Below are 21,929 nucleotides of genomic sequence, written 5' to 3' on the forward strand. Positions count from 1 at the left end.
TGAATAACGTTAGCACTGCCAGCAACCGCAAAACTGCCTGATTCGCGCGTTGTGTGGTTAAACGTACTACCACGCAAGGGCCGCGGCTGAAGCGGCCTGGTTGATGGCGGTTGACGGCGAATCTCTCGCGGTAAGGTCATGCTTACGGTTCCAGATGAACCATTGCCAGCTTGCTGGCGCGACCAATTCAATCCAATCCGGCGCGGCGGTGTTCACAGCGAGTCATGACGCGCTGCTAACCGCTCTACAGCGCTGCAATTCGACGGAGAACCAGCTTGCGGGCGATCAGGCTTCCCGCGCTCTCGATAGCGAGCAGCTTCGGCGCGAGCGCGGCGACATGGGTGTTGTTACAACAGTTCGCGGTGCGGGGACTGGTGGCGATCAAATTTCTGGCGATTGGTCGCATGCTCGGACCGGCGGCAATCGGCAGCGTCAGCGTGGCCCTGCTTGCGGTTGCGATTGCCGAGGCGTTGTCCGACACGGGACTCGCGCAAGCGGTGATTCAGGGCGAGCACGCGCCGACGCGCCCGCAGCTCAGCGCCGTATGGACGACGCTGACGGCGCGCGGTGTGTTGATTTCGTTGCTGCTGGTTGCGTCGGCGCCGTTGTTATCGAGTCAGTTTCATCTCGACGGATCGCTCGTGCTGATTCAACTCGCTGCGTTGCTGCCGCTGTTGCGCGGGCTTGCATCGCCGGCTTATTACGTGGTGCAGCGCGAGCGGCGCTTTCAGCATATAGCGGGAGTCGAGGTGGCGGCCGCGTTTGTCGATTGTTCCGTCGGGCTCACGCTTGCTTATCTCGGCGCGGGCGCGGCGTCGGTGCTGATCGGCCTCGTTGCCGGAGAAACGTTGAAGAGCGTGCTGACGTGGGCCACCATGACGCCGCGCCCGCCGGTGCGCGCGGTGTGGTCGGGCATCGGCCAGTATGTCGGTTTCAGCCGATGGATCTGGGCAAGCAGCGTCATCAACCTGCTGCTGAATCAGTTCGACAAGGTGGTGGTCGGCAAACTGCTCGGGCCGACGCAACTCGGCGGCTATCAAATGTCGTCGCGCCTCGCGCAGATGCTGCTCGCCGATGCGGCGATCGCGATGTCGCAGTACCTGTTTCCGACTTTTGCCGCGCATCATCGGCGCAATGCGCAGGCGGCTTCCAGGCTCATCAGGATTTATCTGCTTGTGGCCGCCGTTGGGCTTGCTGCATTTGTCGAACTGCTGCGGCTCATTGCCGAGCCGATGTTCTCGTTGATTCTCGGCGCAGCCTGGCTGCCGGCAGTGCCGCTCTTCAGGATACTGGTCATCAATATGGCAATCGGTGCGTTGATCGCGGTACTCGTGTCGTATCTGCGCGCAGTCGGCGATGCGAAGGCCACCGTGCATGCGTCCGCGATTCAGGTGGTGGTGCTGCTCGTCAGCGCGCCGCTCGCGGTGCGCTGGTGGGGCGTGACCGGCATTGCATGGTCGATGACGCTGGGCCTCGGCTGCGCCGCGGCGTGGATGCTCTACAGAACCTTGAAGCCAAGGACGGCATGATGCGTGTCTTCCACCTCGTACTGGCGCCGCGTTTGTCGGGCGCCGAAGTGCTCGCGAAAGATCTCGCGCTCGATCAGTGCTCCGAAGGAATGGCGGTGTGCATGGCGTCGTTGTTGCCCGCGCATGCCGATTTCACGTCACTGGCCGATGAATTGCATGCTCACGGCGTACAGTGCTGGTTTCCGCCGAAGCGGCACCACGCCCTCGGCAAGCTGTGGAATCTGTTCGTCGCGGTGCGGCGGTTTCGGCCCGACGTCATCTTCGCGCATGCGACGATTCCGTCGTTCTACGCGCGCGCGTTGCCGCTCGGCGCGCCGGTCGTCTACGTGATGCATTCCGCGACCAATGACTTCGAGCGGCCGCTCTTCAGGCGCGTCGAGCATGTGCTGTCCGGGCGCGCGCGCGTCGTGATCGGCGTATCGCAGCAAGGCGTGATGGACTATGTCCAGGCAATCGGCGTGCATCCGTCGATGACGGTCGTGCCGAACGGCGTCGACCTTGCGCGCTTCGCATTCACCGACGGTGGCGAGCGCGTGAGCAGCGTGCCGCAAATCGTGCAGATCGGCCGATATGCGTCGGTGAAAAATCAACTGCTTACCGTGCGGGCTTTTAGCGAAGTACTGACGCGGATCGAGGACGCACGACTCGTGCTCTATGGCGTGGTCGAGGACCCTGACTATCAGCGCGCGGTCGTTGCGCTTGCAACGGAGCTGGGCATCGGGGAGCGCGTCGTCGTGGCCGGTCCGCGCAGCGACGTCGCGACGGTGCTCTCGGAATCGAGCGTGTTCGTGATGCCGTCGCGCTCGGAAGGACATAGCGTGGCGTTTCTCGAGGCGCTGGCTTCAGGCGTGCCGATCGTCGCGAGCAGGATACCGGCGTTCGCATTCGCGAATAGTTTTCCTGGCGTGCAACTCGTCGATACCGACGACATTCGTTGTTACGCCGACGCCATCGTCATGGCGTTAAGCCAGGAGCGCGTGCAAAGATCGCTCGTGGGACTCACGCTGCGAGACACGGCCGAGCGATACCGCGCGATTGCACGGCAGGTGTGCCCGGCGGTATCGGCGCGTTAGACGCTGTGCGTCGCGCGTTCAGTGATGAGCGTTGATGTCGCGTGTATCGGGCGCAGGGCCCGGCTCGGATTCCACCGCTTGCACGCTTGCGAGCGCCGACTCCTGCATCGCCAGTGTCACGAGATGCCGCGCTTCCCTGCTGCTTGAATCAATCTCCAACGCGCTGCCCGCATTGCGCGACACGCAGTCCCAACGCGCGATATAGCCGCAGCCGCGCGCGAGACTCAGCAGTGCGTCACGCTGCTGCTCGCGCGTGTTGATGGCGGCGCGCAGGTTCTGCGCTTCACGGCTTTGAGGCTGCACCACCATGGCTGCGGCGACGCGCACCTTCGTCGCCGAGAGATTGTTGTTCTGCAGACTCGCGCGCGCGGCGCGCAGATGCCGCGACAGATCGGCGCGCGCTTTTTCTTCCGCGGTGAGCGGAGGCGGGGCGCTGGGGATGGGTTTCGGTTGTGCGGAGGCGATTGCTATGGTCGTAGCTGCGGGCGTTGCGGCAGTTGACACGACTGGAGCCGCGGGCGCGGCGCGACGCGCGGCGAGTGAGGGCGACGCGGACGGCGACGCTGGTGCTCGCGATGCCGTGGACGACGAAACGGGCAACGACCTTGGCGATGCAGCCGCCACTGCCACCGACGGCGTGGGCGCCGGCTCTCCACGCGGCGCAGCGACTTCGGCAGCCGAAGGCACTGAAGATACCGCAGTAGGGCGCTCGACGGCTCCGATAGCCGGCACGACACTCGGTCTCTTAACAGCACCCGACACAGCGACAGGTTCCCCTTCGACACCCTCATCGCTACTGTGTATGAAGCCCGCATACACCGCCGACGCGACGACCAGCGCGGACGCGGCAAGCACGAGCGGCTCGCGCAGTCGCCGATAAGCGCTCTGGACCACGACCGCTTCTTCGATCGTCGCATACGGATTCGCCAGCGCACGCGACGGGCTCCACACTCTCCGAGCCGGAAGCCGCCTTGGCGGCAGCGGGCGAGTTTCGTTGAGCCGCACGGTCAGAGTCGGCACCATCGCGCCGTACGAAGGAGTGCTGCGCGCGCGGCATGACGCGCAAGGCATCATGCGGTTGGCGAGCGGTGCTCCACATTGTTCGCATCCCGAAGTATTGATCTGGTCTGTATTCATGTCGTTATTGATGGCGAGGTTGCGGGCGTCGGATTCGCTTGCGGCAGCCGGCGCGCGGCCGCCGCAAGTCATGCTTACGCGGGCACTTACTGTGCGACGACGTAACCGCGCGCCTGCATGCACGCGCCGTAGGCGGCCCAGTAGCGCGTCATGGGCGGCTCGGGCGCGGGCAGAGGCGGCAAGGCGGCCATGCCGGGTTGCGAGGCGCCCGGCGCGCTTGCCGTGGTAGCGGGCTCGGAGGCGCCTTTGTCCGCGATTGCCGCCGATGCCGACGCCGGCGCAGTCGCGGATGCTGCGTGCCCGGCATTCGCGGTCGCCGTCGCGGTCGCGCTGGGCGCTTCGCTCGCCGGAGCCGCCGGTGTCGCGGAAGCCGCATTGCTTGCGGCGGCGGCCGTTGCCGTACCGGGCTTCGCAGCGGAAGCCGCAGTCGGTGCTGCTGGCTCCATGCCGTCGGGAATCGCGGTGCCGGGTGGCGTCGCGGAAAAAGTACTGGGAGGCAACGGCGGACGCGATGGCGCGCCCGTCGACGATGTTTTGGTCCCAGCCGGCTTCGGCGGCGGCGTCTGGGCTTCGTGCGCCATGTTGACTTTGGTTTGCTTGTTTGCAGTCGCGTAACACATCGCGCTGTCGACGCTGCGTTGATACGCGCTTTGACTTCGAATCGGATAGATGACCGGCTGCCACGCGAAGGCCACGTTGCTAACCGCCATCAAGGTCATCAGGGTATAGGTTTTGTATCCCATCGCAGTCGCTCCCGCAGCGATGTTGAGCCGTTCGCCGGCAATTGCGCTTCGCGGTGCGTTCTGGTTGCGTGGATCTCGCCGCACAAACGGCGGTTCACTGCCGCGAAGGCTGCTTTCCTCAGCGTACCACTGTGGTGCGCGAGGTCAGTGCGTTGCATAACGCGCGAAAACGCCATGGTGCAGTCCAATCAGGACATGCGCCGTGGGGTTCGCATGTGTTTGACGCCCTTCACAAAAGCATAGTGCAAGTAGAACGATGCGTGGCACGCGGCGTTCGCGCGGGCACTCAGTGGCGAAGTATTGCCGAAGTATTGCCGATGTACCGGCGAAGTAGTGGCGGAAAGCGGCGTGCGCGGCGCGCTATCGCCGTCCCCAATTCGCCTATCCGCCGACGATTACAGGTTTTACCTTTTCGCCGCGATCGCGAGGCAGGCTTTTCGCAGAGCCGCGCATTTGCGAAAGTCCGGCCTCAGCATCGGGAGCAGGGGCAGGATCGCTACTTATCGGCCCGTGAGCGCACTTCGTTGCAGTTTTGAAACGTTTATAATTCTTCCGCCAGCGCACCCGTAAGTACTACCTGTGGCGCGCGGATCGCGGTGAATCTCAGCAAGATTTCCATCCGGCGCCTCCGTGGTGCCGCGCAGTACTGGTAACAACGACGCCGGCCAGCATCCCTGCGTTTTTCTTACCGCTCGCTTGACGTCTGTCGCCGGGTGTGTCGCGCGTGACAGACGGTGTGTCCAACCAACAGCATTGATCGATGACGGGAAAACGACTGGCTTTCATTGTCAGTTAGCCATCCTAATGGTTGGAAGCACAACGAAAGACAAACGGTTCTGGTGGTCCTGTTTTCTAAATGAGCGCGTAAGACATAGCCGCGCTGGTCTTCGCTCGTCCCGCGTTTGACACGTTCAGACGGACCGCATTGCGTCCGGGGGGACGCTTTTTCTTTTTATCCGACAAGACAAAGACGGCACGGCCAGTTCGATGCCGTTCCATTTTCGGGGATAACTCTTCTTCGCAAGACAGGGACAATGGTTAGATATTCGAGGTTGATTGGGATCGCGGCGACAACGGCGCTGGCATCCTTTGGTGTGCAAAACGCACAAGCGCAAGCCAGCACGGTTACCGTCGCGGGTCAGCAATACAAGCTGTGCGCGCAGGAGAACGGCAAGTGCTCGTTCCTCGGCACGGCTTCGGTCGTATTCGGTGCGGTGCCGCCCAATGCGCCGTCGACGATGCTGACGAGTCCCCGCACGTTCAGCAATGGCGTGGGTTGCTATATGGGCGCCGTTTCGCCAACTGATCCGGCGTATGGCTATGACAAGGCTTGCTGGATGCGGGCGGCCGCTGCGCCTGCACCCGCGCCAGCACCTACGCCCGCACCCGCACCTACGCCTGCGCCCGCTCCGGCACCTGCACCTGCACCTGCACCTGCACCTGCACCCGCGCCGACCCCGACCCCGACCGCCACACCAACGCCAAGCCCCACACCGACGCAATCCGTCGCAACCAGCGCAGCGATCTCCTGCGGCACGCCGGCCCAAACCGCGGGCGGCACGGCCAACGGCATCATCAGCGCCGATACGCCGACCAGCGATGGTCTGCGCGTCTTCCCGAACAACGCCGCGTTCAAGATCGCCATCACGACGAACGCGCCGGGCGCCGACACGGTCGTCTGGTCCGTCGCGGATTCGAATGGCGCGATCAAGACGCAGGGCAGCTTCCCGGTTAGCTCAGGCGTGCAGACCAACACGTTGTCGTGCAAGTCGACGTGGGCCGGCTACGGCGCGCTGACTGCAACGTTGCGCTCCGCGGGCGGCACGCTGCCGAAAAGCGGCACCCGGCCAACTGGCATTGCAACCTTCGGCGTGCTGCCTGACCTGAGTTCGGCGATCGGCACGGTGGCCTACGCGCATCAGGACCAGCATCGCTTCGGCATGCAGGGTTTCAACGGCAACATCGCGGCGCTGCGTGCGCTCGGCATTTCGTGGACGATCGACGACCGCCAGGTATCGACGATGGAACCGAATGGGCCGTACACGTACACGCCGAGCGTGAACGATCTCGATCCTTTCTATAAGGCCAATCCCGATCAGATGCGTATCGTGCGTCTCGACGGCCTGCCCGCATGGGATTCGAAGACCGGGCAGTTCAACGACAGCTATTACGCGCCGTCGAACATGACCGAGTTCAAGGACTTCATGGCGCGCGTCGGGACCAACACGAGTTCGATTCGGGCTGCCAACTATCCGAATCAGCAGAAGAACTACTATCAGGTGACGTGGGAGCCGAGCCTTGGCTGGGCGGATAGCGACGCGAACTTCGTCGCGATGTACAAGGCCGCTTACGAAGGCATTCACTCGACCGATCCGAATGCGGTCGTGATGGGCACGGGCAACCCGTTCGCCGCCAATTGCGATACCTGCACGACCGGCTATCTGAAGAAGTTCGGCGCGCTTGGCCTGTGGAATTACATCGACGCTGTGTCGACGCACGGCTACTGGAATGCGGGCACGTATCCGGCACATCCGCCCGAGTTGCAGGACGCGGACCCGGATGCCGCGAACCAGGCCAATGCGCTTGACAACCAGATGACGCAACTGCGTTCGGTGATGCAGGCGGGCAAGCCCAACATGAAGCTCTTCTTCACGGAAGCGGGCACGAGCTACGATCCGGGCCTCAGTTATGGCCCGAATGTGCCGTCGCAAAACCAGTTGTTCGCTCATGCGGCAGTCGGCGTGCGCTCGCACATCATCGTGCTCGGCGGCGGCGCACAGGTGACCACGCTCTTTTACGGTCCCGACTATCCGGGCGAAGTCGGATACGGCTCGTTCTTCGATCTGAACAATGCGCAGGGTGCATTCGGCGCGACGAACCTCTCGCCGAAACCCGAAGCAATGGCGTTCGCGACGATGACGCGCGTTCTCGACGGCACCGACACGCTGGGCCGTGTGAAGGGCGCGCCGTCAGGCACGTTCGCCTACGCGTTCCAGCAACTGGGCAACGGCAAGGTGGTGACGGCCGCGTGGGCGCACAGCAATGCGCAATGGCCGACGAGCGGCGGCGTGTACAGCCAGACGTATTCGACGAGCTATACGCTGCAGGTCGACAACGCCGGCACGTCGGGCAACGTGACGAAGATCGATGGATACGGCAACGTCAGCACGGTTCCGTATAGCAACGGTTCAGTGACGCTGACCCTTACCGAAGTGCCGCAGTACATTGTGTCCAGCAACGCGACCGTGGCGAAGAACAACTCGACGGCTCCGCTCGGCTACACCGGGCAATAAATGTTCGGGTAAATAACCTGCCGACACTTCTCCGGGATCAAGCAAGCGCCCGGAGGAGTGCCCGCCACGCAGGCAGCGTTATGGCTTCTCTGCAAGGCACGCAAGCATCTGATCGCCGATCCGGTTCTCGCGTGCCTTCAATGCTTCTCCGGCGCCCTGAATATCGCGCGCGTCCTTGTTCTGGCTGAGCTTGCTCTTGCCGATGAGCCGCGTGATCTCGATCTCCACGCCGACAATCGCTTTGAGCATTGCGTCGATGTATTCGGCCGGCGCGTCACCCATCTTCCACGGCTGCGTTTCGCCTGCTTCATGCGTACGCGTGAGGCGCGCGACGACGCCCCGCACGTACTTTTCATCGTCGCGAATCGTGATGCGCCCATGCGCGTGCACGACGACGTAGTTCCATGTCGGCACCTGTCTGTGCGCTTCGTGCTTGCTCGGATACCAGGTCGGCGAAACATACGCGTCGCCGGCGCGGAACACGACCAGCGTTTCGTCGCCATTGGCCACGTCCTGCCAAAGCGGGTTATTGCGCGCCACGTGAGCGTGCAGCACGCCGAACTCGCCTTCGTTAGATGCCAACTCGAACGGAATGTGATTCGCGTCGAGGCCGTTCGCGCCGTGGGTAATCAGCGTGCCGAACGGATTCTGCGCGATGAGCGTATGCAGCACGTCTTTGCGTGCTTCGTTGAAATGGGCTGGGACGTACATGATTGCTCCGTTGAGTTCGTGCACGCAGTGTGCGCCGAAACGGGTCAATCCTGAAGAGCCAGCTTCCGCCGACTTTATTGGGCCAGAAGCTTGGGCCAGAAACTTGGGCCAAGAGCGGCGGCGCGCCGTTACCGACGCGCGCGATGCCGCCCTTGCGTTCGATACAACTTCCGTCAACCGCCATCCGCAGACACACGCGCCGATTCGCTGATCAATGAGCCGCCGCTATAAACGCTTTCGGTCGCAGGGCTCGCGTGCCGCGCGGCATGTGCGCGGCGCATCGGCTTGAGCACGAATAGCGCGAGCAGCGCGGCCGCGGCCGCCATGCCCGATGCAAGCACGAAGACCGCATGCCAGTTGCCGGTTGCCGCCGTGATGACGCTCGTGAACGGCACCAGCAACGCGGCCGTGCCCTTCGCGGTGTACAACAGCCCTGCGTTGGTGGCGGCGAATTTCGGGCCGTACGTATCGCCGCAGGTCGCGGGGAACAGGCTGTAGATTTCGCCCCATGCAAAGAACACGATGCCGGTCAGCACGACGAACGCGACCGGACTCTGCCCGTATTTCGACAACGCGAGAATGCCGACCGCTTCGATCGCGAACGCAAGAAACATCGTGTTTTCGCGGCCGATGCGATCCGAGATCCAGCCGAAGAACGGCCGCGTCAGACCATTCAATACGCGATCGATCGTCAATGCAAACGTCAGCGCCGGCAAGGTCAGGCCGAGCAACGAAACGGGCGAATCGTGCAGGCCGAAGTCTTTCGCAATCGGCCCGAGTTGCGCGGTCGCCATCAGACCGCCTGCGGCCATCATCACGAACATCAGGTACATCACCCAGAATATTGGCGAGCTCACCACTTCGCGCGGCGTCGCGTTATAGACGACGCGCTTGAGGGCGCTCTTCGCCGACGCGAGCAGACTGGCCGGCGGCGCGAGCAGCGCAAGCCCGAGCGCGACGACGATGATTCCCTGGCCGAGACCGAACCACAGGAAAGTCGCTTCATAGCCGCTGCTTTTGATCATGTTCGAAATCGGAATGACGGTCGCCGCCGATCCCGCGCCGAAGCCCGCTGCGGTGATCCCCGCAGCGAGGCCGCGGCGGTTTGGAAACCACTTCAGCGCGTTGCCGACGCAAGTGCCGTAGACCGCGCCTGCGCCCACGCCACCGATCGCCGCGGCAATGTAAAGCACGGGCAGCGATCCGGCGACCGAGTTGAGCGCCCACGCGATCGCGCACAGCAGGCCGCCTCCGACCACCACCGGACGCGGCCCGTATTTGTCGACGAGATAGCCTTCAACCGGCACGAGCCATGTTTCGGTCACGACGAAGATCGTGAACGCGACCTGAATCGCGGCACGGCCCCATTGGTATTTTTCGTTGATCGGATTGACGAACAAAGTCCAGCCGTACTGCATGTTCGCAATCATCGCCATACAGATGACGCCGAACACGAGTTGCACCCACGGTGACGCTACCCACGACGCTCCCTTCTGGTGATCCGTTTCCATCGCTGTCTCCTTTGACATGCCTTGTCTTGTGATTGCGGGCGCCACGCTCCGCGGACAACCGTTGGACGTCTTTAACGCGTCCTGAAGTCGGTGGTCGAATCGATACAGTATGTGATATATCAAGTAAGTCAAGCGAAAGAAACCCGACGTTCTGACGACGTCTTTCGTGATAAGAAAGGAAAACGAAGGAATGCTGCCGACTCATTCGAAAGAGTCAAAAAAAGCCCGCCGGCAAGGCCGGCGGGCTGAGGGCAGGCAGTGAGACAAGGCTGTTCACCGCGTGCCTTGCCTTTATAGTCGAAAGTGAAATGTAATGTTAGTTTTTTGTTTGTAGGGATAGCACCGACGGGTATTTCCTGGTTAGCCGGCGCTCAAACTCATAGCGATTGCGCCGAGAAGGTATCGCATTGGCGAATGTCGCCGCTCGTCATGCCGCGCCTGAGCCACCGTTGCCGCTGCTCGCTCGTGCCGTGCGTGAATGCTTCGGGCACCACGCGTCCTTGCGATTGCCGCTGCAACCGGTCGTCGCCGATCGCGCCGGCAGCATTCAGCCCCTGCTCGAAGTCGCCCGGCTCCATCAGCTTCGCGTTCATCTGCTGTGCGACCGCGGCCCACACGCCCGCAAAACAATCCGCCTGCAATTCGAGGCGCACGGACAGCGCATTGCCCCGCGCTTGCGACATGCGTGCACGCGCGGCCTCGTACTTGTCGGAGATGCCGAGCACCTTCTGGATGTGATGCCCGACTTCGTGCGCGATCACATAGGCTTGTGCGAAGTCGCCGCTTGCGCCGAAGCGGTCGCGCAAGTCGCGATAGAACGACAGGTCGATGTAGACGGTGCTGTCGGGCGGACAGTAGAACGGACCCATCGCCGACTGGCCCGTGCCGCACGCCGTCGGTGTGGCGTCGCTGAACAGCACGAGTTTGGGCGCCGGATAATCCTGGTTGAACTGCGTGCGGAAAATGTGTTGCCACGTGCGTTCGGTGTTGCCGAGCACGCGGCGCACGAAGTGGCTGCCGGCATCGTCGGCGGGGCGCGCGTTGGTCGGTGCATTGGCCTGCGGCGCATTGCCTTGCAGCACCTGCGCGCCGTTGATGATCGTCAGCGGATTAATGCCGAAGAAATACGACGCGGCCAGCGCGATGACGATCGTCCCAATGCCGATGCCGCCGCCTACCCGCATACCGCCGCCTCGCCGGTCTTCGACGTTCTGGCTTTCCACTTCATCATCAAGGCGCATGGCGTTTCTCCGTGTTCTCTAGCGACAGGCTGTGACGCATTGCGGTCTACTGCCGCAATGGAGCAGTAAGCATACCTGCGTCGCGTGCCGGTATGCATGGGGCGCGTGTGCCGACGCTGATCTGCGCTCACTTCCAGGCAAAAAAATGGCCTCCCGCCAGAGTGCAGCGGGAGGCCAGATTCGCAGTATAGATGCGAGGAACTCGCCGTATCAGCTATCGACGTGGCTCGACGTGAAAGCGGTGAACGCACCATACGGCGGATTCAACGCGGTCCCGTTCGTCATAATGCCGAACGTGTTGTTGCCGCTATCGAGCACGTAGTACATCACGGTCTGAATGTTGTGCGTCTTGCGTGCCGCGTAGAACGAACCCAGTTGCGAAGTGATGTAACTCGCGCGGTACGACTGCGCCTGTTCCGGGCCCGTATTCCACTCGGTGATGAAGAACGGCACGCCGTACCTCGCCTTGCAGTAGGTAGGCAGGTCGAAGCCGGGACCGGCGCCATCGGTGCCGATGTTGAAGATGTCGCCGTAGACCTCGTAGTTGTGCCACGTCGTGATGTCCCAGCGCACCTTCGGATAGCCGAAGCTGCCGTCCGGTTGCGTGCCGTCCCACAATGCATCCGACGCACCGACATCCGCAACGCAGAAGTTGACGCCGCACTTGGCGCCCGGCTGAGCCGCCTTCACGCCGTCGATCATGCCGCGCATTGCGCCACGCATCACCGGCCAGTTCGCGTTGTTGAAGTCGAGTGCCTTGGTCCCTGCGTTCGTCGAATCGATGATGATGGCCCTGTCACGGGTCAATTCGTTGCCGCATTCATAGAACGTCACGCCGTATTGCTTCAGCGTATTGGCGACCGTGAAGGCGGGTCCATAAGTGGCGTTGTAGGCGGCGGATTCGCCGGCCAGAAGCTTGCCGCTGCTGTCGCGAAGACCGAGGTCGAGCAATACGAGCAGCGTCATGCCGGCCGACTGGAACGCCTGCGCGAGCTTGACCACGGCATTCAGTTGAGCCGGGTCCGCCGTGCAGCCGACGCGGTAGCTGGTACAACCCAGGCCCTTCAGGATCGACACGACCTGCGCGGGCGTGTACGTGTAATCGAAGTGACCGTTCATGCCGAAGAAGCTGCCCGCGCTCGCCGCGACGGGAGTGCGCGGATCGCTGCAAGCCAGCCATTCAGCGGCGACTTCGGCATTGGCGTAGAACTGTCCGCTCGTATTGCGGTGATAGATCTTGCCGCCGTACCAGAGCACGAGCGACACGTTGTAGTTGTTGCCCACCACCTTGCCGTTTTTCGAAATCACGCCATTGGTGAGCGTCCAGACCGCGCCGGTCTTGTCGATGATGCGTGAGGCCGACGGCATCGTCGTGCCATCCGGCGACGTGGTGCCGAGGCGCGGATCGCTCGAGGACTGCCATGCCGATCCGGTCCACTGATAGAACTGACCGCTGGTGTTCTGGTGATAGATCGCGCCGCTGACCCACAGCACGAGCGAGACGTTGTAGTTGATCCCGGCTTTCGCGCCGTTGCGATAAACCACACCGCCCGAAATAGTCCAGGTAGCGCCCGCGCCATCGATCAGGGACGCGGCCGGCGGCATTGCCGAGCCGTCTGCAGATGCGCTCTTTGCAGTCGCGCTTGTCTTCTGCGCGCTGGCGCCAGAAGTAGTTGCGCTCACATCTTCCGCGCCGCTGCCACCGCAGGCGCTCAAAATCACGCTTCCGCCGAGTGCGCCCAGCGCACCAATAAATTGCCGTCGTTTCAACATTATGAGTTATTCCACTATCGAGAAGATCCCCGAATAAAGATAAGTTGTGTTCTTATATTGGTTAATTGCTTATTGCGAAACTCGAAACGTTATTTTTATTGGCACTACTGATCGTCCAGGAAATCCGAGTGCTTTTAAGGCGTCTTGCTGGTTGTTTTATCGAACTGGTTAAAGCCGCCGGAATAAACCTTGATTCAGCGCGCACGGGCAGGAACGCTCGTGCACGACGCGTGCGCCAACGGGTTCAATCAACAGAGGAAATCAACCGACGTCACCGTGCGCGGCCCACGACATGCAGGGACGCTCACGCAAACGTTTGTCCGGGAATCGTGCGGACCGCGTAAATTTTGCGGACTGCTATTGCGAACGGGGTAGATCTTACCCGGAACCGCATCGGCTCAAAATGAAAAATAGCCGTATTCCGCCAGAAAGCAGGATCGTTTCCGATCAACGCTCGTATCCCAAAAAAATCACGCTTTCGCCTGATGTATGGGGACTGGACGCCCTGCATTATTTGCGCTTTGACCCCAAGAGCAGCAAGTCGTTTTTTCCGCTTTCGTCGAGTGCCGATTTTTGGAGCGGCGGCGGGGCTATCCGGGTGACCCGGGGCGCATGTCTTCAGTCCACACTTTCGGACATCGAATCGGCGGCGCGGGCGCAACTTGGCGCGTTTTCAGGTGATTGCGGCCACACAATGCCGTTTTTTGCATGCTAAGCTCGACTGAACATACTGATTAAATCACTCGATATTCGCTGGAAGCGTTCATAACGACGGGAATTGAAGACGTCGGAATTACGTTCGCGCCTATTGTTCCGCGAGTGCACTCTGACCGGAGATTGTCGAATGTCGCAGATTATTCACGAGGCCAGTAGCGCTCATGGAAGCGATGAAGCGAAACGGCCGCGGCGACGCGTGCTGATGTGTCCTTTTACGAATCCGACCAACCGCTATATAGAGATTCAAAAAGATCTGTACAGGTCGGTCGGCTACGATGTTGCTCCGTTGTCGATCAAGGGCTTGTTAAAGGGCGGCTTTGCCGATCTGTTCAAGCCGGAAAATGTTCTCGTATTTCATTGGCTCGAGTACCGGCCGTTCAGGCGACAGAAGGGCACTGCGCAACTGAGCTTCGGCGGCTCACTGCTTTTCGCTTTCTATTGTTCTCTGATGCTGCTCGGGCGAGCCAAGGTCGTGTACTTCGTGCACGACCAGGCCGTACACGATACGGAGGGATTCAACCGGCGCCTGTCGATGCGCATCATTGCATTCGTGCGCCGTCTTGCGGATTTTCGCGTGGTGCACGCGCCGGACTTTCAGGCGCAGTACCGCGCCCAGTATTTGCCTCATCCGCTGTATTGGGACTCGCCCGGTCATCAGCCGCGTAATGCAAGGCCGGAACGATCAGCGCCGCTCTATACGATGCTCGGCGTGATCCGTCCGTATAAGCAGATCGATGCGGTGCTCGATGTCTGGCCGGCCGATTGCAAGTTGCATATAGCGGGGCACGGCACTGACGCTTACGTCTCCACGCTGAACGAGATCATCGATAGAAAGTCGTTGCGAGACGCGGTGCGCCTTGAATCCCGCTTTCTGACCGACGCCGAGTTTGCGCAAAGCATCGCCGACAGTGACGTGCTGATTCTCCCGCACTCGGCCGACTCGATGCTGGTCAGCGGCGCGTTCTTCGAGGCTATTGGGCTCGTTCCGGTTCTGATCGCGCGCTCCACACCGTTCATGAAATGGGCAGCAAGAAAGTTCGACAACGTGATTCTCTTTAACGACGCCAGCGAACTGCCTGCAATCCTGCGCTCGGTCAACGAGTCGTGGCAGACGTATGCCAACAATGCGAGTCATCGCAAGGCACTCGACGAGTTCGGCTGGAAAACCTGCTGCCGGCATTACGGACACTATCTGGAGACCGTCGGCGGACAGGCAGCTGCGGTGGAAAAGCCGGTAACGGAATGAGCTCGTGCCGGGCGGTTGCTCGCCCATAACGCATGACAATCCCGGCGCCTGGAAGAACTACCGCACATAGCCCGTGAGTCCTTCGACGAGCGCATCGAACGTCGCGCGGCAACGCGGACTGCTGCGCAGATCCTCGTGCATGGTCACCCATGTATCGAGCCGTAGCGCGACGAGCTTCGGCAGCACGCGAACCAGCGACTTGTCGCGACGCGCAAGCGCGACCTGACACACACCGATGCCGGCACCCGCGCGAATCAGTGCGAGCTGCGCGAGGTCGTTGTCCGTGCGAATCGACAGACCCGCGCGCGAATACCCTGGAAAGGCCTTGCTGGCATCCCGCACGAACGCGCTCGGCCTGTCGTAGCCGATGATCGCGTGTTCCCACAGTGCGGCCGCGTTGCGCGGCGTTCCGTGTTTCGCGAGGTAATCGCGCCGCGCATGCAGGCCGAGCTCGATGTTGCCGATGCGCCGGGCGACGAGCTGCGTCTGCTTCGGCCGCATCATGCGCACGGCGACATCGGCCTCGCGCTTGAGCAGATCTTCCACGCGATTGGAGAGCACCAGCTCGACGACGAGTTGCGGATAGCGCTCGCGAAGCGCCGCAATGATGGGCGGCAGCACCTCCGCACCGACGACCTCGCTCGCCGCCACGCGCACCGCGCCTTGCACCTGGGCGGCGTCGTTTTTCGCCGCGCGCTCCAGCGACGCCGCCGTACTCTGCATCGTCTCTGCGTGCGGCCGCAGGGCGAGGGCGATGTCGGTCGGCTGCAAACCCGTCTGTGAGCGCGTGAATAGAGATACTTTCAGCGCGCGTTCGAGCGCTTCGATATGACGGCCCGCCGTGGGCTGCGTGATGCCGAGTGAGCGCGCGGCGCCCGACAATGAGCCTTCTTGCAGCACTGCAAGCAGCGTGCGATACAGTTCCCAACCAATGTTGTCAGCCATGCAATTTTGTATATCGGGTCAACGGAGTTCGCTAGTTTTATTGTGCCAGTAAAAGTCGGAGAATGGCTTCATCGAAATATGAATGGAGCAACTGACGTGGCACATGAAACGGTACTCGTACTTGGCGCAACGGGCGGCATCGGCGGGGAACTTGCGCGGCAACTGCTTGCAGCAGGCTGGCATGTGCGGGCGATGCAGCGGTCGTCGAGTGCATTGAGTCTGCGCACAGACGGCGTCGAATGGATGCAGGGCGACGCGATGAACCATGCGGATGTTCTACGCGCGGCGCAAGGCGCGTCGGTCATCGTGCATGCGGTTAATCCACCGGGTTATAGGCGCTGGGAACAGCTTGTCCTGCCGATGCTGGATAACACCATCGCAGCCGCGAAAGCGGTAGGCGCAACGATCGTGCTGCCGGGCACGGTGTACAACTTTGGGCCGGACGCGTTCGCGCTGCTCGATGAAGATGCACCTCAGCATCCAGTGACAAAGAAAGGCGCCATCCGCGTGCAAATGGAGGCTCGGCTGCAACGCGCGACCACAGAAGGGTTGCGCGCGTTGATTGTGCGAGCGGGTGATTTCTTCGGCCCGCGAGCGCGCAATAACTGGTTTTCGCAGGGTCTCGTCAAACCGGGAAAGCCCGTCGCAAAGATCAGTTATCCGGGGGCGCGCGGGGTTGGCCATCAGTGGTCATATTTGCCTGACGTAGCGCGTACGATGCTCGAGCTGCTTGCGCGGCGCGACACGCTGGAGCCTTTCGCGCGCTTTCATATGGGTGGCCACTGGGACGAGGACGGTACTCAACTCGTGGCGGCCATTCGCAGAGTCGTGGCGCGGCGCACGGGGCGAGAACCGGGCGTCGGCGGATTTCCGTGGGCGCTCGTCAAGCTCGCGTCACCGTTTAATGCGACGTTTCGCGAATTGGGCGAGATGCGCTATTTGTGGCAAACACCTGTCCGGATGCAAAACGCCCGATTGATCGCTACGTTAGGGCACGAGCCGAATACGCCAATCGACGAGGCAGTGGAAGCGACGCTTTCAGGTTTAGGCTGCATTAGCTAATAGCACGAACCAGCGGTACTACTTGTTATCGCATTCCAATCTGAATAAGCAGGCTGTCAGAACCAGCCATTACTTTTCCAGCGACTGGAGAAGCCTCGCCAGGTTCTGCGGTTGCACGCGGATGATCCCGCCGCGCGGACTGTCGATGTCGGCAATCAGCGCGAGTGACAATGAGATCGTCACGGGCAAGATAGTCATGAGCAGCGCAGTACGGCGCTTCCCTTTGGCGCCATAACCCTGAACCGCACATCCGAAAACCGCGATCACGATCATCAAAACCCATGCGCCCAGCGGAATATGATTAATCCTGGCGGCCTCTGAATAGTCCTGCGAATTGAGCACGTCATTCATGCCCGCAACGACGAGCGCCCCGATGGGCGTGGGCTGACTTTTTCCAACGTGGGTTGCCTGCAGCCACAATCTCGACTGTAGCGCTGCGAGTTCACCGTCGAGTTGTTTGCGCTCGGCGTGATCGCGGGTCCGAAACTCTGTCAGCCTCAAGCGGGTGTATTGGATCAGTGCCGCCTTCATCTCGTCACGTATGTCCGGCTCCGTTAAATCGGCCCTCGCGAATTCCGTACCGATCGCGTTTGCCTCTGCTTCTTCAAGGACTTTTCGCTGGTCATAGCGGTTCACCGCCATGGAAATACTGAAACCGATCAATAAAGCCAACAACGTGAGCGTGGCGCCCTGGACAGCGCTGAAATCGTCGCGTTCGTCTTCATGCAATGGAGATAGACGGCGCAAGACAAACACCCCGAATGCAACTGCCGCAATGAATAAAACGAAGAGAACCAGAAACAAAATCGCCGGATGATCGACGAATGCTGCCATTGGATATCTCCTATTGAGAAGGCTGTTTAGCACGCACGTTCTTTCGATCTTAGATCACATCGCGGGCTATCGCTAATAAAAGAGCGTGTCGGCGCGCAATACTTTGCGCGAATATGCTGAGCGATTCGGGCAGCGTGTGGCGAGAACCGAAAGAGCTATGAACGGAATTCACATCCGCCACTATTGTCGGCTTCAGGAGCCTGGATCTCATTCCCCTCGTGCTTAACATCGGTGCCGGCTATCCGGTAGTTCACCGTGCGGGAATGCTCCTGGCAAGCAACCTTCAGCACACGGGCGCAAAACTAGTCGCAGAACGCGATGTTCTTTAACGTGAACGTGAACCGCCATATGCTCTGTCGCACATAACTCATAGTCGGCGCATGACACACTGTAGGCAAAATTGGACGATTCGGAAAAAACACGACGTATCTATCCTGCGACAACCTTGTGTGAGGAATCATGGAAAGTCCGCCCGATCAAATTCTGGACTCCAGATTGAAGCAGGTGACCGATGAAAGCCTCGACGCATTGAGCCGTGAGATGGACGCGGTCGGCATAGGCGCACTTCACGACGTCCTTTCACCCGTTGAACTTGCAATGGCGAGCGATTATGTCCAGCGCGAACTGGACAAGCATCAGCGCCAGCATTTCATCTATGCCGGCCATCCCTGGCTCGACGCCTCGCCGCTCGCGGCATTCGGTGATTCGCCCGACCTGCGCCGAATACTCGCCGGACTGTACCGGCGCGGCACCGGGCGAGCCGTGCCCGACATCGATATCGTCTCCGCGCTTCGGGTGCTGTCGGGTGATCTCGGACTCAAGGCATCAAACCTGTTCCACTACGACACCTACGTCGTCACCGCGCTCTTGCCGCTGATCATTCCAAACGGCCCGAACGAGCCGCGCGGCGACCTCGTGATGTATCCGAACCTGCGCAAGATCCGCTCTTCATCGGTGATCAACCTGGTCGAGAAAGCCGTAGTGCAAAACTCGCTGGTGCGCCGGGTACTTGCAGCCGAAAGCGTGCAGCGCGCGCTCGGCGCACGCGTCGTACCGCTCGAGCCAGGCAACATGTATTTTTTCTGGGGAATGCGATCGCTCCACGCGAATCAGGCTTGTCTGCCGCATAGCGTCAGGTCGACCGTCCTGTTTCACTTTGCTAACCCGCATTCAGGCGGCGCACTGGATAAGCTGCGTGAGTGGGCTCATCACAGGAATTCCGCGCCGTCCGACCGTGTCGGACGTCCGGTTCGCGAAGTTCGAAATGGCTCCGGCGATTAAAAGCCTAAAGGCAGGATGAGTCCTGACTCACGACCGAGAGCTTCTCTTTTTCTAAGCACTCACCCAATACCCATACCGCGGTCGACACGACAGTTGGCCGGGGTTCTCCTCGGGCGCTAATAGCCGACCCACGCCATCGACTCTCCCTGCGATCCCCGATCTGTAGGCCCGCTGCGTCGTCCGTCGCACTTGCTGGCGCTACCGGGCACCACCGTGTTTTATGTCCATCAAAACAATGACGCTTTTTTCACGGCGAAAAAGCTTGCATTTTTCGTGGGAAAAACTACCTTCAGTAAAACAAAATAATTCTTTCGCTCGGCACCGGAGGAGACCCATGCCGGCTACTCGTACGATGATTGCGCGTCGGGCTGGCGTCAGCGTGGCCACGGTCGATCGTGTCCTGCGCGACGATCAGGCCGTGCGTCCGGAAACGGCCGAACGCGTGCATCTTGCACTCGCGAATCTGCGTGACGAGCGGGCGAGCCGTGGCCGGCCGGCAAAGGTCAACTCGTTCCGGGTCGCGTTCGTGCTGCCGCAAGTGAACTCCCGCTTCCTCGATCACGTCGAGCGCGATATTGCGCTGTCGGCCAGCTTCTTTCGCGAGCACCGCATCATCCCCTCGTTTTACCGCTGTGATTTTTCCAGCCAACGCGAGACCGCGGCGTTCGCCGCGGAAGTGATCGACTACGACGCGCTCGTGCTCGCGCCTCTGGACTATCCGTGGGTCGAGCGTTTCATCGAAGAGATGAGCGACGCTCAGGTGCCAGTCGTCACCGTGTTCTCCGATTTGCCTGCGAGCCGGCGCGCCGCGTATGTGGGTGTCGACAACCGGATTGCCGGACGCACGGCAGGACTACTGATGGGGCGCTTCCTTTGCGCGAAGCTCGGCACGGTTGCCGTGCTATCGGGATCGTCGCGTCTGCATGATCAGGTGGAACGCCGCACTGGCTTTTCGCAAGTGCTGGAGGAGGATTTCCGCAACCTGCGCTGGATCGCCGAACCGGACTTCGCCGAAGACGACGATGGTGCCGGCCTCGCGGTACAGGGCCTACGTGCGCGCCATGCAGATCTGGTCGGCGTGTATGTGACGGGCGGCGGCATCTCCGGCATTGCAGCGGCATTGCAGGAGTCCGGCGACAAGGCTCACCTCGTCCTGATTGGCCACGAATGCACTGCGGAGACCCGCACCCAACTCTCGGAACGCGCGATCGACGTGATACTCGGTCAGGACGTGCGCGGCATTGTTCATTGGGCCGGGCTCGCCGCGATCAATTTTCTTAACGACGTTCGGGGAGCGCTTGCCATCCCCACGCCGGAAACCCGGATTTATCTTCGTGAGAATGCGCATGCCTGACGCTCGCGACACGCGGATCGACTTCTGATCTGCCAGAGCCGAAATGCGGTGCCCGGCGCATGGGCGCTGAATGTCATGAGGTTGGAGACGCGAGAAAGACAAGGAGAAGAGACATGGTACGTCTAACGTCAGCGAGGGTAGTGGCGGCAACCCTCATATCGCTGGGGCTCGGCACTGCAACGGGCGCGCAGGCACAGGACAAGCAGTTGACACTCTGCTGGGCGGCATGGGATCCCGCCAATGCACTGGTCGAACTGTCGAAGGATTTCACGACGAAGACCGGCATCAAGATGAAGTTCGAGTTCGTACCGTGGACCAGTTACGCTGACCGCTTCATCAATGAACTCAATTCGCACGGCAAGCTGTGCGATCTGATCATTGGCGACAGTCAGTGGATTGGCGGCGCGGCGGTCAATGGACATTACGTGAAGCTCAACGACTTCTTCACGAAGAACAAGATTTCCATGAACGACTTCGTGCCTGCAACGGTGGTGGGATATTCGGAGTGGCCAAAGAATACGCCGAACTATTGGGCTTTACCTGCGATGGCTGACGCGGTCGGATGGACCTACCGCAAGGACTGGTTTGCGCGCCCGGAACTTCGCGCGGAATTCAAGCAGAAGTACAACCGTGAGCTTGCGCCGCCCACTACGCTCGACGAACTCAAGCAGACTGCGCAATTCTTCCAGGGTCGAAAGATCGACGGCAAGACGGTCTATGGCGTGTATATCTTCACGGAGCGTGGCTCCGAGGGAATCACGATGGGCGCGACCAATGCCTTATACAACTTCGGCTTCGAGTATCAGGATCCCAAGAAGCCCTATCACCTCGACGGCTTCGTGAACTCGCCAGGCGCGGTGAAGGGGCTCGAGTACTACAAGGCGCTCTATAAGTGCTGCACGGCGCCTGGCATGACCAACGCGTACATGCAGGAGGGGCTCGACGCGTTCAAGTCGGGTCAGGTGGCAATGCAGATGAACTGGTTTGCGTTCTTCCCAGGGCTGTATAAAGACCCGAATGTCGGTGGCGAAAAGATCGGCTTCTTCGTCAATCCGCGTGAGACGAAGCAATACACTCAGTTGGGCGGGCAGGGAATCTCGGTCGTCTCGTACTCGGACCATAAAGAAGACGCGCTCGAATATATCAAGTGGTTTGCGCAACCCGACGTGCAGAAGAAATGGTGGCAACTGGGTGGCTATTCGGCAGCTAAATCAGTGGTGGACGCACCGGACTTCCCGAATAGCGCGCCGTTCGCACCCGCGTTCCTGAAGTCGATGGCAATCGTCAAAGACTTCTGGGCAGAGCCGGCTTATGCGGAGCTGTTGCTCGACATGCAAAAGCGTGTGCACGATTACGTCGTGGCCGATAAAGGCACGGCCAAAGATGCGCTGGATCTGCTGGTGAAAGACTGGACCAAGGTCTTCAAGCAAGAAGGAAAGTAGTTTTTAGCTGGGCTTGACTGGACCGGCGGCGGCCGAA

Annotated in this window: 17 protein-coding genes; 9 read left to right on the forward strand and 8 right to left on the reverse strand. The window is 60.9% G+C overall.

The window, feature by feature from the left end; all coding sequences use genetic code 11:
- The first annotated feature begins 275 nt into the window (after window positions 1-275).
- Together P0D87_RS11490 and P0D87_RS11495 are read left to right on the forward strand one after the other, a co-directional pair.
- A complete protein-coding gene (locus tag P0D87_RS11490; protein WP_053857582.1) occupies window positions 276-1,529 on the forward strand; it encodes an oligosaccharide flippase family protein in 1,254 nt (417 codons plus the stop codon).
- Complete coding sequence (locus tag P0D87_RS11495; RefSeq protein ID WP_053857583.1) at window positions 1,529-2,602, forward strand: glycosyltransferase family 4 protein; 1,074 nt, start codon at window positions 1,529-1,531, stop codon at window positions 2,600-2,602. The genes P0D87_RS11490 and P0D87_RS11495 overlap by 1 nt, the downstream gene beginning before the upstream one ends.
- 18 nt (window positions 2,603-2,620) lie before the next feature.
- Here P0D87_RS11495 and P0D87_RS11500 read toward each other — a convergent pair whose 3' ends face one another.
- Window positions 2,621-3,106 (reverse strand): hypothetical protein, encoded by a 486-nt coding sequence (locus P0D87_RS11500; RefSeq protein WP_408636825.1) that lies wholly within the window; start codon window positions 3,104-3,106, stop codon window positions 2,621-2,623.
- Between the two features lie 719 nt (window positions 3,107-3,825).
- The gene (locus tag P0D87_RS11505) at window positions 3,826-4,482 is read right to left on the reverse strand and encodes a hypothetical protein (RefSeq protein ID WP_053857584.1); all 657 of its coding nucleotides are present in this window, start codon (window positions 4,480-4,482) and stop codon (window positions 3,826-3,828) included.
- A 1,034-nt stretch (window positions 4,483-5,516) separates the two neighbouring features.
- On the opposite strand from P0D87_RS11505, the gene P0D87_RS11510 reads away from it, so the two are divergent.
- Window positions 5,517-7,775 carry a glycoside hydrolase family protein gene (locus tag P0D87_RS11510; protein WP_053857585.1) on the forward strand — a complete coding sequence of 753 codons (2,259 nt, stop codon included), beginning with the start codon at window positions 5,517-5,519 and terminating at the stop codon, window positions 7,773-7,775.
- Between the two features lie 78 nt (window positions 7,776-7,853).
- Here the strand turns inward: P0D87_RS11510 and P0D87_RS11515 are convergent, their stop codons facing one another.
- From P0D87_RS11515 to P0D87_RS11530, 4 genes are all read right to left on the reverse strand, one after another.
- Window positions 7,854-8,486 carry an FMN-binding negative transcriptional regulator gene (locus P0D87_RS11515; RefSeq protein ID WP_053857586.1) on the reverse strand — a complete coding sequence of 211 codons (633 nt, stop codon included), beginning with the start codon at window positions 8,484-8,486 and terminating at the stop codon, window positions 7,854-7,856.
- Between the two features lie 173 nt (window positions 8,487-8,659).
- Window positions 8,660-9,997, reverse strand: a complete 1,338-nt coding sequence (gene oxlT / locus P0D87_RS11520; RefSeq protein WP_053857587.1) for an oxalate/formate MFS antiporter — start codon at window positions 9,995-9,997, stop codon at window positions 8,660-8,662.
- 377 nt (window positions 9,998-10,374) lie between these two features.
- Entirely contained in the window at window positions 10,375-11,238 is an 864-nt protein-coding gene (gene ypfJ / locus P0D87_RS11525) for a KPN_02809 family neutral zinc metallopeptidase (protein WP_053857588.1), read from the reverse strand.
- Between the two features lie 210 nt (window positions 11,239-11,448).
- Window positions 11,449-13,011 carry a hypothetical protein gene (locus P0D87_RS11530; RefSeq protein WP_053857589.1) on the reverse strand — a complete coding sequence of 521 codons (1,563 nt, stop codon included), beginning with the start codon at window positions 13,009-13,011 and terminating at the stop codon, window positions 11,449-11,451.
- A gap of 403 nt (window positions 13,012-13,414) precedes the next feature.
- Here P0D87_RS11530 and P0D87_RS11535 point away from each other — a divergent pair, with 403 nt between their 5' ends.
- Both P0D87_RS11535 and P0D87_RS11540 read left to right on the forward strand, forming a co-directional pair.
- Window positions 13,415-13,726 (forward strand): hypothetical protein, encoded by a 312-nt coding sequence (locus tag P0D87_RS11535; protein WP_192700045.1) that lies wholly within the window; start codon window positions 13,415-13,417, stop codon window positions 13,724-13,726.
- Window positions 13,727-13,855: 129 nt separating this feature from the next.
- Window positions 13,856-14,974 carry a glycosyltransferase family protein gene (locus P0D87_RS11540; RefSeq protein ID WP_053857590.1) on the forward strand — a complete coding sequence of 373 codons (1,119 nt, stop codon included), beginning with the start codon at window positions 13,856-13,858 and terminating at the stop codon, window positions 14,972-14,974.
- A gap of 57 nt (window positions 14,975-15,031) precedes the next feature.
- On the opposite strand, the gene P0D87_RS11545 is transcribed toward P0D87_RS11540, so the two are convergent.
- Complete coding sequence (locus P0D87_RS11545; RefSeq protein WP_053857591.1) at window positions 15,032-15,919, reverse strand: LysR family transcriptional regulator; 888 nt, start codon at window positions 15,917-15,919, stop codon at window positions 15,032-15,034.
- Window positions 15,920-15,997: 78 nt separating this feature from the next.
- Here P0D87_RS11545 and P0D87_RS11550 point away from each other — a divergent pair, with 78 nt between their 5' ends.
- The gene (locus P0D87_RS11550; protein WP_053857592.1) at window positions 15,998-16,981 is read left to right on the forward strand and encodes an NAD(P)H-binding protein; all 984 of its coding nucleotides are present in this window, start codon (window positions 15,998-16,000) and stop codon (window positions 16,979-16,981) included.
- A gap of 69 nt (window positions 16,982-17,050) precedes the next feature.
- Here the strand turns inward: P0D87_RS11550 and P0D87_RS11555 are convergent, their stop codons facing one another.
- A complete protein-coding gene (locus P0D87_RS11555) occupies window positions 17,051-17,815 on the reverse strand; it encodes a bestrophin-like domain (protein ID WP_053857593.1) in 765 nt (254 codons plus the stop codon).
- Between the two features lie 540 nt (window positions 17,816-18,355).
- On the opposite strand from P0D87_RS11555, the gene P0D87_RS11560 reads away from it, so the two are divergent.
- The 3 genes from P0D87_RS11560 (at window position 18,356) to P0D87_RS11570 (ending at window position 21,892) form a co-directional block, all read left to right on the forward strand.
- A complete protein-coding gene (locus P0D87_RS11560; RefSeq protein WP_321175777.1) occupies window positions 18,356-19,096 on the forward strand; it encodes a hypothetical protein in 741 nt (246 codons plus the stop codon).
- Between the two features lie 334 nt (window positions 19,097-19,430).
- Complete coding sequence (locus P0D87_RS11565) at window positions 19,431-20,450, forward strand: LacI family DNA-binding transcriptional regulator (RefSeq protein WP_029970345.1); 1,020 nt, start codon at window positions 19,431-19,433, stop codon at window positions 20,448-20,450.
- A gap of 113 nt (window positions 20,451-20,563) precedes the next feature.
- Window positions 20,564-21,892 (forward strand): ABC transporter substrate-binding protein, encoded by a 1,329-nt coding sequence (locus P0D87_RS11570; RefSeq protein WP_029970344.1) that lies wholly within the window; start codon window positions 20,564-20,566, stop codon window positions 21,890-21,892.
- The last annotated feature ends 37 nt before the right edge of the window (window positions 21,893-21,929 follow it).

It is taken from the genome of Paraburkholderia sp. RL17-368-BIF-A (assembly GCF_046054045.1).
GTDB lineage: Bacteria > Pseudomonadota > Gammaproteobacteria > Burkholderiales > Burkholderiaceae > Paraburkholderia > Paraburkholderia graminis.

Coding starts and splice junctions, on each gene's coding strand:
- P0D87_RS11510 (WP_053857585.1), top strand. CDS start 5,517: ATGGTTAGATATTCGAGGTTGATTGGGATCGCGGCGACAACGGCGCTG.
- P0D87_RS11505 (WP_053857584.1), bottom strand. CDS start 4,482: ATGGGATACAAAACCTATACCCTGATGACCTTGATGGCGGTTAGCAAC.
- P0D87_RS11550 (WP_053857592.1), top strand. CDS start 15,998: ATGAATGGAGCAACTGACGTGGCACATGAAACGGTACTCGTACTTGGC.
- P0D87_RS11530 (WP_053857589.1), bottom strand. CDS start 13,011: ATGTTGAAACGACGGCAATTTATTGGTGCGCTGGGCGCACTCGGCGGA.
- P0D87_RS11515 (WP_053857586.1), bottom strand. CDS start 8,486: ATGTACGTCCCAGCCCATTTCAACGAAGCACGCAAAGACGTGCTGCAT.
- oxlT (WP_053857587.1), bottom strand. CDS start 9,997: ATGGAAACGGATCACCAGAAGGGAGCGTCGTGGGTAGCGTCACCGTGG.
- P0D87_RS11540 (WP_053857590.1), top strand. CDS start 13,856: ATGTCGCAGATTATTCACGAGGCCAGTAGCGCTCATGGAAGCGATGAA.
- P0D87_RS11560 (WP_321175777.1), top strand. CDS start 18,356: ATGGACGCGGTCGGCATAGGCGCACTTCACGACGTCCTTTCACCCGTT.
- P0D87_RS11570 (WP_029970344.1), top strand. CDS start 20,564: ATGGTACGTCTAACGTCAGCGAGGGTAGTGGCGGCAACCCTCATATCG.
- P0D87_RS11555 (WP_053857593.1), bottom strand. CDS start 17,815: ATGGCAGCATTCGTCGATCATCCGGCGATTTTGTTTCTGGTTCTCTTC.
- P0D87_RS11565 (WP_029970345.1), top strand. CDS start 19,431: ATGCCGGCTACTCGTACGATGATTGCGCGTCGGGCTGGCGTCAGCGTG.
- P0D87_RS11545 (WP_053857591.1), bottom strand. CDS start 15,919: ATGGCTGACAACATTGGTTGGGAACTGTATCGCACGCTGCTTGCAGTG.
- P0D87_RS11495 (WP_053857583.1), top strand. CDS start 1,529: ATGCGTGTCTTCCACCTCGTACTGGCGCCGCGTTTGTCGGGCGCCGAA.
- P0D87_RS11535 (WP_192700045.1), top strand. CDS start 13,415: ATGAAAAATAGCCGTATTCCGCCAGAAAGCAGGATCGTTTCCGATCAA.
- ypfJ (WP_053857588.1), bottom strand. CDS start 11,238: ATGCGCCTTGATGATGAAGTGGAAAGCCAGAACGTCGAAGACCGGCGA.